We start from the raw sequence: 13,020 nt of genomic DNA, 5'->3' as shown, positions 1-13,020 counted from the left end.
TCGGCTTCAAGGGTGCGGGGACTCATTCCTCCATGGCTTTCCAAGAGACGGGGGTTCCCCATGAAGCTACTGGTGCCCGTGAAGCGGGTGGTGGACTACAACGTGAAGGTACGCGTGAAGTCGGACGGGAGTGGCGTCGAGACGGCGAACGTCAAGATGTCGATGAACCCGTTCGACGAGATCGCGGTCGAGGAAGCGGTGCGGCTGAAGGAGCGTGGCATCGCGAGCGAGATCGTGGCGGTCTCGGTGGGCCCGGCGCAGGCGCAGGAGCAGATCCGCACGGCGCTGGCGATGGGGGCTGACCGCGGCATCCTGGTGGAGCAGGAGGGCGCGGTGGAGCCGCTGGCGGTGGCGCGGATCCTCAAGGCGCTGGCCGAGCGCGAGCAGCCGGGGCTGATCGTGCTGGGCAAGCAGGCGATCGACGACGACATGAACGCCACGGGGCAGATGCTGGCGGCGCTGCTGGGCTGGGGGCAGGGGACCTTCGCGAGCAAGGTGGAGGTGGCCGACGGCGTGGCCCGGGTCACGCGCGAGATCGATGGCGGGCTGGAGACGGTGTCGCTGAAGCTGCCGGCGGTGGTGACCACGGACCTGCGGCTGAACGAGCCGCGCTATGCCTCGCTGCCCAACATCATGAAGGCGCGCAAGAAGCCGATCGAGACGGTGAAGCCGTCGGATCTGGGGGTGGATGCGAGCCCGCGGCTGACGGTGCTGAAGGTGGAGGAGCCGGCGAAGCGCCAGGCGGGGGTGAAGGTGGGCTCGGTGGCCGAGCTGGTGGACAAGCTGCGCAACGAAGCAAAAGTCATTTGAGCGGGGGTGATCTGAGATGAGTATCCCGGTGAGCATCCTGGTCCTGGCCGACCATGACGGCAGCCACGTCAACCAGCCGACCCGCTCGGCGATCGCGGCGGCCCGGAAGCTGGCCCAGGCGGCGGGCGGCGAGGTGCACCTGCTGGTCTCGGGGGCGGCGGCGGTGGCGCAGTCCGCCACGGCAATCGCGGGCATCGCGAAGGTGCTGCATGCCGAGGGCGACGGGCACATGCTGGCCGAGCCGCTCTCGGCGCTGCTGGTGGAGCTTGCGCCGGGCTACACGCACCTGCTGGCCCCGGCCACGGCGGTGGGCAAGAACGTGATGCCGCGCGCGGCCGCGCTGCTGGACGTGCAGCCGGTCTCCGACATCTCGGACGTGGTGGATGCCGAAACCTTCGTGCGGCCGATCTATGCGGGCAACGCGCTGGCAACCGTGCGCTCGGCGGATGCGAAGAAGGTGGTGACGGTGCGGGCGGCCTCCTTCGACCCGGTGGCGGCCGAAGGCGGCACGGCGTCGGTGGAGAGCGTGGCGGCGGTGGCCGATCCGGGGGTGTCGTCCTTCGTGGGCGCCGAGATCGCCAAGAGCGAGCGTCCGGAGCTGACGGCGGCGCGGGTGGTGATCTCGGGCGGCCGGGCGATGGGGTCGGCGGAGAACTTCGCGATCCTGGACAAGCTGGCCGACCGGCTGGGGGCGGCGGTGGGGGCGAGCCGGGCCGCGGTGGATGCGGGCTATGCGCCCAACGACCACCAGGTGGGCCAGACCGGCAAGATCGTGGCGCCGGAGCTCTACATGGCCTTCGGCATCTCAGGGGCCATCCAGCACCTGGCGGGGATGAAGGACAGCAAGGTGATCGTGGCCGTCAACAAGGACGAGGAGGCGCCGATCTTCCAGGTCGCCGACTACGGCCTCGTCGGCGACCTCTTCTCCGTCGTCCCGGAACTTACCAGCGCGCTTGATAAGGCGGCCGCGCCCTGAAGCCGGAAAACCCGTAGGAGCCCGGCGATGCCCGGACGCGAGGCGATGGAATTCAACGCGCCGATCGTGGGCGCCGGCCCTACGCGGCTGGCGGCGGCGATCCGGCTGAAGCAGGCGACATTCGACGCGACGCTCTGCGTGGTGGAGAACGGCTCCGAGGCCGGCGCCCATATCGCAATGATGTTCACCCCGGCCGCACGCGGAAGCGAGCCGAAGAAGGAGGATCCAGATGAACGCCATCCCCGGCAGCGAGTCGAAGGCCAAGGCCCCCCGCCCCGTCTTTCATTGGGATGACGCGTTGCTGCTGGAGGAGCAGCTGAACGAGGAGGAGCGCATGATCCGCGACGCGGCGCGCGCCTTCTGCCAGGACCGGCTGATGCCCCGCGTGCTGGAGGCCAACCGGCGCGAGCATTTCGACCGCGAGATCATGAACGAGTTCGGCGAGCAGGGCTTCCTGGGCGCGACGCTGGAGGGCTATGGCTGCGCAGGCGTCGGCTATGTCTCCTACGGGCTGATCTCGCGCGAGGTGGAGCGGGTCGATTCCGGCTACCGCTCCGCCTTCTCGGTGCAGTCCTCGCTGGTGATGTACCCGATCCACGCCTTCGGCTCCGAGGCGCAGAAGGAGAAATACCTGCCGAAGCTGCGCAGCGGCGAATGGGTCGGCTGCTTCGGCCTGACCGAGCCCGATGCCGGCTCCGACCCCAACTCCATGCGGACGCGGGCGAGGAAGGCCGATGGCGGCTACCTCGTTTCCGGCTCCAAGACCTGGATCAGCAACTCGCCCATCGCCGACGTCTTCGTGGTCTGGGCCAAGGACGACGAGGGCACCTTGCGGGGCTTCATCCTGGAGAAGGGGATGAAGGGGCTCACCGCGCCCAAGATCGAGGGCAAGTTCAGCCTGCGCGCCTCGGTCACCGGCATGATCATGATGGACGAGGTCTTCGTGCCCGAGGAGAACCGGCTGCCGGGGGTGAAGAGCTTCGCCGGCCCCTTCTCCTGCCTCAACCGCGCCCGCTACGGCATCTCCTGGGGCGTGCTGGGGGCGGCCGAGGACTGCTGGCACCGCGCCCGCGACTACACCCTGAACCGCATCATGTTCGGCCGCCCCCTGGCGCAGACGCAGCTGATCCAGAAGAAGCTCGCCGACATGCAGACGGAGATCACGCTGGGGCTGCAGGCCTCGCTGCGCGTGGGGCGGCTGTTCGACGAGCACAAGGCGGCGCCGGAGATGATCTCCCTGGTCAAGCGCAACAACTGCGGCAAGGCGCTCGACATCGCCCGCATGGCCCGCGACATGCACGGCGGCAACGGCATCGTGGACGAGTACCACGTCATCCGCCACGCCATGAACCTGGAGACGGTGAACACCTACGAGGGCACCCACGACGTCCATGCCCTGATCCTGGGCCGCGCCCAGACCGGCCTCAACGCGTTCTGAAGGAGTGGGTTCCGAAATCTGGCGGAGCGGGTCATGGATTGAGCCCGGACGGTTCGTCCGTCCGAGCTTTGCGGATCGCCTCGCAGGATGTGAGGCCCCGTAGGGTCTTCAGCCTGCGGGCGAAATCATAGGCGGCGGCGAAGTCAGCGAGGCTCCGCCGGAGCCGACCAAAACGCTATGGCCGGCCGTCTGCCTTGCCACCGGGACCAGGGCAACAGCCCGCAGCCGGCCAGCGCCCGTTGGTCCATGGGATCGCCGAAGGCGGCCCAGCCGAGCAGCACCACCCATCCCATATAGGTGCAGGAACAGGCGGCCAGCCGGGCCACCGGCGCTCCGGGCCGGACGTCACTCGCCGCGCCCTTGAGCGGAATCATGGCGGGACGGGCTCCGTCATGGGCAAGCCAGCCCCGAAGGGCAGATCAGGCGCCTGACCGAGGTCCATCTCGCCGGCATGTTCGGGCCCGCCAGCTATCGCCGCCGTCATCGGCTGGCCCAAGCGCCGACAGTCTCCGGGGATCTTCCCGGGCCCCAGCAGCGCGCACGGCAACGTGGGGTTCCTCTTCCCGCAGGAACATGGCTAGGCTCAAGGTCGCAACAATTCCAGGAAGCGAGATTCCATGGCGATCAAGGTCGGCGAACCAGCTTGGGTGCGCGAATTCAAGACCTTCATTCAGCGGGGCAACGTCGTCGACCTGGCGGTCGGCGTGGTCATCGGCGCCGCCTTCACCACAATCGTCGGTAGCCTGGTCGAGGATATCATCAACCCGATCATCGGCCTCCTGGTCGGCGGGATCGATTTCTCGAACGTTTTCGTCGTTCTGTCCGGCGAAAGGCAGCCCTCGCTGGAGGCCACGCGCAACGGCGGGGCCGCGGTGCTCGCCGTCGGCCGGTTCATCAACGCCATCATCAAGTTCGGCATCGTGGCCCTGGCCATCTTCTTCCTGCTAAAGCTTCTGGCGCGCTTCCACTTCACCACCGCGCTGGAGGAGAAGGCGCCGGCTGGGCCGACGCCGACCGAGAAGCTGCTGACGGAGATCCGCGACGAACTGCGCCGGGATTCCCCGCCGACGGTTCAGCCGATCGCTCCCAGCACCCTCTGATGCGGCGTCCCGGGCCACTGGCTTTCCTGCTGCTGGCGCTGACCTGGGCGTCGCCAGGCAGCGCCCAGGCGCAGCCGGGCACGGCACCGGCGGCCCCCCCGCCGGGCTTCGCTGGCCGGGAACTGGTGATCGGCACCAAGGACGCGCCTCCCTTCGCGATGAAGGACGCGGAGGGACAGTGGCAGGGCATCAGCATCGACCTCTGGCGCCATGTCGCCGAGGGGATGAAGCTGCGCTACCGCTTCGAGGAGCTGCCGACCGTCCAGGCCCTGGTCGACGCGGTCGCGGCCGGGCGCGTCGATGCCGGCGTGGCCGCGATCACCGTCACCGCCGCCCGCAAGCGCGTCATCGACTTCACCCAGCCCTTCTATGCCACGGGCCTCGGGGTGGCCGTGCCCTCCGAGGGCGTGACGGCGTGGCTGCCGGTGCTGCGGACCTTCCTGTCCTTCAGCTTCCTGCAGGCCGTGCTGGCGCTGCTCGGCATCGCACTGGTGGTGGGCGTCCTGGTCTGGCTCTTCGAACGGCGACACAACAAACCCTATGGCGGTGGCGCCGTGCGGGGCCTGACGGCGGGGGTCTGGTGGTCCGCCGTGGCCATGACCCAGGCCGGTGCTGCGCAGGACGGGCCGGTGACCACGCCGGGCCGCATCCTGGCCACGGTCTGGATGATCGCCTCGGTGGTGACCATCGCGGTCTTCATCGCCGGCATCAGCTCCGCTCTGACCACCCAGCGCCTGCAAGGCCTGGTCCGCAACGTGAACGACTTGCGCGGCATGCGGGTCGGTGTGGTGGAGGGGTCCTCCGCCGCGGAGTTCCTGACAGCGCAGCGGGTGAGCTGGCGCGGCTTCTCCGGCCCCCGGGAAGGACTGGCGGCAGTGCAGAAGCACCAGGTCGATGCCTTCGTTTATGACCGTCCCCTGCTGAGTTGGATGATCCGGCAGGATTACTCCAGCCTGCAGCTTCTCGGTATCAATCTCGACGTGCAGAACTATGCCGTTGCCCTGCCCGAGGACAATGCGCTGCGCCGGTCCCTGGACGTAGCCCTGCTGGACTCGCTGCGGGGTGAATGGTGGCAACAGACTCTGTTCCGCTATCTCGGCTCGGCCGAAATGGAGAGCGCCGGGCGGTAGAGGGGACCGGCCGCCGCCGCTGGCCCTCATCCGCTCCAGGCAACCGTCTCTTTCCCGCCCTGGACTTCGGACGCACCTCCGCCCCAACGTGAGCGGGGGCCATGCCTGCATGGGCGGGGTGTTTTTCCGCAAGATGTCGGCGTTTTCACCGGCGATCCGGTCCGCTGCTCTGGTCAGGCCCAGGGCAATACGCGCCAGGGTTGCTGTGATGAATACATAGGCAGCCGAATATGGCTGGCGTCGATGAGAATATTGATATGAACACGCTGGAATTTTCGATATCTCTTCCTAGAATATTCATATCTAAGCGCACTAAATTATTGTTTTTTCTTTGCTGCCATGCAGCATTCATAGTACAATATTCGGAAATTCTATAATTTTATGCATTCAAATAAAAATTTAAAATATATTTCGTTTTATTTATCTACATGTGACGGAATTTATGCTGTTTACAAGAAAAATTTTCGCAGATTTTCTGATTTTCTTCAGATTTCTTCTCATTAGTGCTGATAATTTCTAGAATTATACTTTGGATTTGAGTAAGCTTTAGGTAAAAATTGCATCTTATGCACTGGAATAAAGTACAATTGACACGGAAAGAGCTCCGGAGACAACAGGACAAGAATCTCAAACTCACGAAGATGATATCATTAATGATACGACGGTACGATTTTTGATGTTGATTTTTGTCTCTTAACCATGCACATCCTTTTTCGAAACCCGCCCTGGCCCGGCACAACCGCCACCGGAGCCGAGACAACCCTAGGAACAACCTGGAGGCCACAAAGTCATGACCTCGCGCTTCGGCGTGCCTCTTTGCCATCCATCAAAGAGATGCGGCGAGAATGAGGCTGGCATGTCCAGTCTCCGGCTGAATTCGGCCTGGGGCACGAAGAATCCGGTCGCCGGCCCGCGCGGCAGCGCGGCCGATCGACTTTCCGTCCCGGCCCTCGGTCAAGGTCATGATTCCAGGTCCGCCGCCAACCGCTCCGAGTGGAAGAACGCCATGAGCCCCGTCCGCGCCATCCCGCGAGTCCCCGAGCGGGCCGCTCAATTGTTGGAATCGGCCCATCCAGTGGCCATTTGCCCGGAGATCGCCGCATGAACATGCTGCCGAGTTCCAACCATCCCCAGAACGTCCGCGCGGAGATCGTGCAGAACGCGCCGCGCGAGATGTCGATCGGCATGGTCCTCCAGTCCATCTGGCGCCACCGCTTCTTCATGCTGGTCTGGCTCGTCCTGGTGGTCGGCCTGTCCTCGCTGGTCATCTTCAACCTGCAGGCCAGCTACCGCTCCACCGCCCTGGTGGCCCTGGACACGCGCCAGATCCGCTTCACCGAGGTGAGCGCCACGCTCGCCAGCCCTTCGGCGCCGATGGATTCCAACGTCGTGCGCACCGAGGTGGAGATCCTGAACAGCGACGCCGTGGCGCGGGAGGTCGTGAAGGACCTGGATCTCGTCAACGATCCGGAATTCCTGCCGCAGCCTTCCCTGCTGACACGGATCACCTCGCGCATTCCCTTCCTGGCGACGGTCCTGCCGGCGGCCGAGGAGGAGAAGCCGGTGGATGCGGACACGCGCCTGGCACAGGTGGTGAACGCCTACCGGAACCGCCTCACCGTCTTCAATGACGGCCGGTCTTATGTGATCTCCGTCTCCTTCGAGGCCTCCACCCCGGCCGATGCCGCCCGCATCGCGAACCGCCATGCCGAGGTCTATATCGCGCGCCAGCGGGCGGTGAAGGACCAGGCCCTGGCCAGCGCCACGAGCTGGCTGGACCGCGAGGTCGCCACCCTGTCCGACCGGCTGAGCCAGTCCGAGCGGGCGATCCAGGCCTATCGCGAGCGCAACGGCCTGCTCAGCCTGGGCGGCGGCGCCGGCGGCGGCGGTCGCGCCGGTTCCACCCTGGCGCAGCAGCAGTTGGCCGACGTGGCCGCGCAGCTGGCCCAGGCCCGCGCCGACCTCGCCTCGCGGGAGGCGCGCCTGCGCCAGTCCCGTGACCCGAGCACGGCCGGCAGCGTGACCGAGGTGGTCAATTCCGACGCCCTGAGCCGTCTGCGCGACGCCGAGGTGCAGGCCCGTGCCCGGTTGGCCGAGGTCGCCGGCCAGGCCGGTGCGAACCACCCGACCGCCCAGCCGCTGCGCGCGCAGATCGCCGAGATCCAGCGCATGATCGGCTCCGAGCAGGCCCGCATCCAGCGCAGCCTGGCCAACGAGGCGACCATCGCCCGGACCCGCGTGGCCGAGCTGACGCAGACGGTGCAGAACCTGCAGTCGCAGCTCGCCACCAGCGAGCGCAGCGGCGCCGAGCTGATGGGGCTGGAGCGCGAGGCCTCGGCCACCCGCGCCCTGTATGAGAGCCTGCTGAGCCGCCAGAAGCAGGTGGCGACACAGGTCGGCATCCAGCAGGCCGATGCGATCCTCACCTCCCGCGCCACGCCGGCCCTGTTCCCCGCCTTCCCGAACAAGAAGATGTTCCTGGGCGTGGCGATCCTGGTGGCCGTGGCGACGGGCGCGATGATCACGTTGCTGCTCGACCGCCGCCGCAAGGGCTTCGAGACGGTGGAGGAGACGGAGGCCGAGATCGGCGTGCCGGTCCTGGCCGCCCTGCCCAAGCCCGCCCGCCGCAACATGACGCTGGCCAACGAGGTGGCCGACCACCCGCGCTCCATCGGCGCGGAGGCGGTGCGCACCCTGCGCAGCATGCTGGCCACGCGGGAGGGCGGCATCCCGCCGGTCCTCGCCGTGACCTCCTCGCTGCCCGCCGAAGGCAAGACCAGCGTCGCCCTTTCGCTGGCGCGCAGCCTGGCCAGCTCCGGCTTCCAGGTGCTGCTGATCGAGGCGGATTTCCGCCGCGGCAACCTGGCCCGGACGCTGTTCAAGAAGCCGGTCGATGTCGGCGCCATCGCGGTGCTGGAACAGCGCGTCTCCCTGGTGCAGGCGACGCGGGAGGACCCGTCCTCGCCGCTGCACGTGCTGGCCTCGGAGGGCACGAACGCCACGCCGCAGGACCTGCTGGAGCCCTCCCGCCTGCGTCCGCTGATCGTCGCGGCCCGGTCCACCTATGACTATGTCATCGTGGACACGCCGCCGGTCTCCGCCGTCTCCGACGCGCTGCTGATCGGCCGCTCGGTGGACGAGACGCTGCTGGTGGTGCGGGCTGGCTCCACGCCATCCGCGGCCGTGGCCGCCACGGTGAAGGCCTTCCGCACCGCGCGGCTGCCGATCGCGGGCTTCGTGCTCAACGCGACCGATCCGAAGCGGACCGGCCCCACCGGCTATCCGACCAACCAGCTCTCGCTTTCCTACCTGAACGGCTGAAGCAGAACGTCATGACCGCAGTGTCCCTGCCGAACTCCGCCATCGCGTCACGCCCGGAGCGTGACGCGGCATGAGCGGGCGGAGCGAAACCGGGGGCCGCCTGCTGGGCCTTCGCCAGGGTTCCACCCGGCTGGTCCGGGGCGTGCTGGGCGGGCGGGGCACCAGCTTCGCCTTCGCCCAGACGCTGCTGACGCAGTTCCTGGTGCTGGCGTTGAACGTGGGGACGGGCATCATCACCGCCCGCCTCCTCGGGCCGGAAGGGCGCGGCGCCTTCGGCGCCATCACCCTCTGGCCCACCTTCCTGTCCACCATGATCATCGGCGGTCTGCCGCTGGCGCAGGTCTACTACATGCGCAACGCGAAGCCCGAGGAGCAGGCGGAGGTGCTCGGCGCCTCCATCCTCCTCGCCTTCGTGCTGGGTGTCATCGGCGCCGTGGCGGCGGTGGTGGCGATCCCGATGGCCATGTCCGGCCATTACCCGGCGGAGGTGGTGGCGCTGGCGCCCTATGCCGCCGTGGTGACGGTGATGTCGCTCTTCGCCGTGTTGCTGAAGAACTCCTTCACCGCACTGGACCGCTTCGGCTCCTTCAACACGATGAGCTGGCTGGACCCGGCGCTGTATCTGGTCTTCCTGGTGGCCGCGGCGCTCGCCATCGGGCTGACACCGGCGGTGTCGGCCTTCGCGATGTGGACCTCGACCGCGGTCTGCCTCTGCGTCATCGCCTACAAGCTCTGGCGCATCCTGCCGCCGCGCTTCAGCCATCCGGGCCGCTGGCTGCCGGGGCTCCTGTCCTACACCGTGCGTGCGGTGGGCATCGGCACGCTGGGCAGCCTGACCTTCTATCTCGACCGGCTCTTCCTGGTGGCGGTGATCTCGCCGGAGGAATTCGGCCTCTATCTAGTGGCCTTCAGCCTGTCGCGCCTGTTGATGGTGCTGCAGACCGCGGCCAGCGCCGTGATGCTGCCCGCCATGGCCGGCAAGTCGCCCGAGGAGGCTAGCGCCCTGCATGACCGGACCTTCCGCCTGATGCTGGTGGCGGTGATCCTGGCCGGCATCGGCGTCTGGGTGCTGGGCGGCCCGGCGCTTTCCCTGCTCTACGGCAAGGAATTCGGCGCGGCGCATGCCCTCTTCCTGGTGCTGGTGATCGAGGAGGCCTTCTCCGCCCTCGCGCAGGTCACCAGCCAGCTCTACTTGGCCATGGGCCGCCCGGGCTATGTGTCGATCGCCCAGGTGGCGGCCTTCACCACCCTGGGGCTGGGGCTGTTCCTGCTGGTTCCCGTCATGGGTGCGATGGGCGCCGCGGTGGCGGCGACCATGTCCTCGCTGGTGCGCATGATCATGATGCTGGCCGGGATGCCACGCGTCCTCGATCTGCCCCGTCCCCGCCTTTCCGTGCTCCCGGCAGAACTGCTGGGCTACGCACGGAAGCTCGCCCGGTCCTGACCGGGCACAGAAACGAGGTCCGCTGGCGTGTCGATCACCTTCACTGCCGCAAGAAGCCGCTATTCCCGCCCGACGCTGGAAGACCGGCTGGCCGATCCGGGGCTGCTGAGCCTCGGCGCTTTCCTGTCGGTATCGGCGGCGCTGCTGATCCCGATCGTCCTTTATCTCGGTGGCGCGGCGCCGCTGGCCCGGATCCTCTATCCGGCCCTGGCGCTGTTCCTGGGCGGCTTCCTCTTCCTGAACCGCTCGCCCTGGTATGTCGGCTACACGATCCTGCTCTTCTGCTTCGCCTCGCTGGTGCGGCGGCTGGCCGACTACCAGGGTGGCTTCCAGGTCTCCAGCCTGATCCTGACCGCGCCCTACCTGATCTGCATGTTCGGTGCCTTCTCGGCCCTGCGTTACCTGGCACCGGGGCGCAACCCCTATACGGGCCCCTTCCTGGCCATCCTGTGCAGCATCGCCTATGGCGCGCTGCTCGCCGTGCTGCAGGACCGCTTCATGCTCGGCATGACCGACCTGCTGAAATGGGCCTCCGGGCCGCTGATCGCGCTCCATATCCTGTCGCAGTGGCAACGTGGCGCGGCCATGCGCCAGGTCATCACCTCCACGCTGCTGGTGGCGGCGCCCGTCATGGGCATCTACGGGCTGATGCAGTTCATCTATCCCACCCCCTGGGACGCGGAATGGGTGAACAACGTCCGGCTGCTGGGCTTCGATTCCGTCGGCGTGCCCGGCGCCTTCTCGCTGCGCGTCTTCTCCACCATGAACGCTCCCGGCTCCATGGCGGCCTATCTGATGGTCGCGCTGCTGATCGCGATGAGCCGCCGGTTCAGCATCTCGGTGCCGGTGATGATCACCTGCGCCCTCGGCCTCGCCCTGGCGCAGTACCGCACGCTCTGGGGAGCGACATCGCTCGGCCTGGCCCTGCTCCTTCTCTGGGGCACGCCGCAGGAAAAGATGCGGATCTCCCTCGGCGCCATCGTGCTGGTCTTCAGCGCGGGCTTCCTGGCCCTGATCCCGGAGATGCAGTTCGCCCTGGAGCAACGGTTGAATTCGCTGAGCAACCTCAATTCCGACGCGAGCGGCGCCGAGCGCATGACGCAGTACATCCGCTTCTTCGTGGACAACGACAACCTGCTGCTCGGCGACGGCTTCGGCCTGAACTACTACGCCAGCGTCAGCGGCTCGGCGAACGCGGTGGTGGACAGCGGCATCCTCGACAGCGTCCGCGCCCTGGGAATCTTCGGTGGCGCTTTCTACTTCGGCAGCCTGTTCATGCTGGTCCTGTCGACCTTCCAATCCGATCCGACGCCCGGCTCCAAGCTCTATCTGTACCGCGTGCTTGTGATCATCGCCTTCATCCAGATTCCGCTGGGCGCCGTGCATATCGCCGAGGTCGGCGTGCTGAACTGGATTATGCTCGCCACCGCCCTCACCTTCACGGCCAGTCGGATTAGGATGGCCTCATGACGGCCAATGGTCGCATGATGGGGCGCTGAAACGGGTGGGGGCTCCCTGGCCATGACGAACACGTTGCCCACAATGTCCCACCGGATCGAGTGGATCGAAGCCATGCGCGGCCTCGCGGCGGTGCTGGTCGTGCTGTTCCATGCGCAGGTCGTCGTGGGCCACAATCCAGTCGGCGGGGTCATGGGGAACATCCTCTCGAACGGCGCGCTCGGCGTGGACATCTTCTTCGTCCTGAGCGGCTTCATCATCACGCTCGTCCACCAGGCGGATCTCGGGCGTCCGGACCGATGCCCACGTTACCTGTGGCGACGCTTCTCGCGCATCTATCCCGCCGCCCTCATCATGAGCGCCCTGGCCCTGGCCACCTATCTGACGGGCGCGCATGCCAGCGAAACGCAGAAGCTGGATGGCTGGAGCGTGGTGGCGAGCTTCCTGCTGCTGCCCCAGGCCAACATCCCGCTGGTCAACGTGACCTGGACGCTGGTCTACGAGGTCTTCTTCTACGCGGTCTTCGCGCTGGCCATCCTGAATCTCCGCTTCGGCATGGGGCTGATCCTGTTCTGGCAGGTCCTCATCGTGCTCCTCTACCTGGCCGGCGTCGACCTGACCGCGCCCTGGGCCCAGTTCCTGCGGCCCCAGGCCCTGGAGTTCGGGATCGGCGTGCTCTGCGCCTGGCTGGCCCTGTCGCCGCGGCTCCGCGGCGCGCCCCTCCCCGGCATCCTCCTTCTGGCCCTGGGCTGCGGTGGCCTGTTCTGGCTGATCGTCCTGCGGGCACCCGAACCCACCGACACTTTCGACTTCCAAACCGCCGTCCTGGCCGGTGGCTTCTCCGGCGCGGCGCTGCTCGGCGGCGCGCTGGTGGAATGGCGTTGGAAGCTGCACATGCCGGCATTCCTGATCATGCTCGGCGCCATCTCCTATTCGGTCTATCTGGTGCATTTCAGCACGCTCGTGCTGATGGGCAAGTTCATCTGGAAGTACGGCCTCATGCCGGCGGGCTTCCAGGTCCCGGTGATCCTGGCCACCTCGGCCATCGCGATCCTGATCGGCTATGCGTTCCATCACCTCGTCGACATGCCGCTGCAGCAGGCGGCGCGCCGTTTCGGGCAGGCCTATTTCGGCACCCCGAAGGCGAAGCTCGCCTCTGCCTGGCCTGCCGCGGCGTCCGATACCTCCGACAGGCTGGGCTGAGCGATGCCTGCCTGGAATCCGCCCTTCCCGGGCGCCCCCTTCTTGCCAGGACCGGTCCGCTCCGGCCGATGGTCATCGCAGGCGCTGCCCGGGGCGGGCAGCGCTCATGGCCATGGGCGCCCCGGCGGAACCGCGACGTC

The 13,020-nt window shown here is 67.2% G+C and carries 10 protein-coding genes; all 10 read left to right on the top strand.

Going from position 1 to position 13,020, the window contains the following annotated elements; genetic code table 11:
- Positions 1 to 60 precede the first annotated feature (60 nt).
- Positions 61 to 810, top strand: a complete 750-nt coding sequence (locus RGI145_RS00210) for an electron transfer flavoprotein subunit beta/FixA family protein (protein WP_075796752.1) — start codon at positions 61 to 63, stop codon at positions 808 to 810.
- 28 nt (positions 811 to 838) lie between these two features.
- Entirely contained in the window at positions 839 to 1,786 is a 948-nt protein-coding gene (locus RGI145_RS00205; protein ID WP_075799696.1) for an electron transfer flavoprotein subunit alpha/FixB family protein, read from the top strand.
- A 27-nt stretch (positions 1,787 to 1,813) separates the two neighbouring features.
- The gene (locus tag RGI145_RS24870; protein ID WP_156878388.1) at positions 1,814 to 2,080 is read left to right on the top strand and encodes a hypothetical protein; all 267 of its coding nucleotides are present in this window, start codon (positions 1,814 to 1,816) and stop codon (positions 2,078 to 2,080) included.
- Positions 2,016 to 3,224: an acyl-CoA dehydrogenase gene (locus RGI145_RS00200; RefSeq protein WP_075796751.1), complete on the top strand. Its 1,209-nt coding sequence runs from the start codon at positions 2,016 to 2,018 to the stop codon at positions 3,222 to 3,224. The genes RGI145_RS24870 and RGI145_RS00200 overlap by 65 nt, the downstream gene beginning before the upstream one ends.
- 617 nt (positions 3,225 to 3,841) lie before the next feature.
- Positions 3,842 to 4,324: a large-conductance mechanosensitive channel protein MscL gene (gene mscL / locus RGI145_RS00195; protein ID WP_075796750.1), complete on the top strand. Its 483-nt coding sequence runs from the start codon at positions 3,842 to 3,844 to the stop codon at positions 4,322 to 4,324.
- Entirely contained in the window at positions 4,324 to 5,454 is a 1,131-nt protein-coding gene (locus tag RGI145_RS00190; RefSeq protein WP_075796749.1) for a transporter substrate-binding domain-containing protein, read from the top strand. The genes mscL and RGI145_RS00190 overlap by 1 nt, the downstream gene beginning before the upstream one ends.
- A 1,101-nt stretch (positions 5,455 to 6,555) precedes the next feature.
- Positions 6,556 to 8,775 (top strand): GumC family protein, encoded by a 2,220-nt coding sequence (locus RGI145_RS00185; RefSeq protein WP_075796748.1) that lies wholly within the window; start codon positions 6,556 to 6,558, stop codon positions 8,773 to 8,775.
- Between the two features lie 70 nt (positions 8,776 to 8,845).
- Positions 8,846 to 10,219, top strand: coding sequence for a lipopolysaccharide biosynthesis protein (locus tag RGI145_RS00180; protein ID WP_075796747.1), 1,374 nt, complete (start codon positions 8,846 to 8,848; stop codon positions 10,217 to 10,219).
- Between the two features lie 27 nt (positions 10,220 to 10,246).
- Positions 10,247 to 11,689: a hypothetical protein gene (locus RGI145_RS00175; RefSeq protein WP_075796746.1), complete on the top strand. Its 1,443-nt coding sequence runs from the start codon at positions 10,247 to 10,249 to the stop codon at positions 11,687 to 11,689.
- 51 nt (positions 11,690 to 11,740) lie between these two features.
- Positions 11,741 to 12,880, top strand: a complete 1,140-nt coding sequence (locus tag RGI145_RS00170) for an acyltransferase family protein (protein WP_083670218.1) — start codon at positions 11,741 to 11,743, stop codon at positions 12,878 to 12,880.
- Positions 12,881 to 13,020: the final 140 nt, after the last annotated feature.

The sequence above is a fragment of the Roseomonas gilardii genome (genome assembly GCF_001941945.1).
Classification (GTDB): Bacteria; Pseudomonadota; Alphaproteobacteria; order Acetobacterales; family Acetobacteraceae; genus Roseomonas.
Note: the sequence above shows the minus strand (reverse complement) of the source record. Positions and strands in the feature narration are given on the sequence as shown.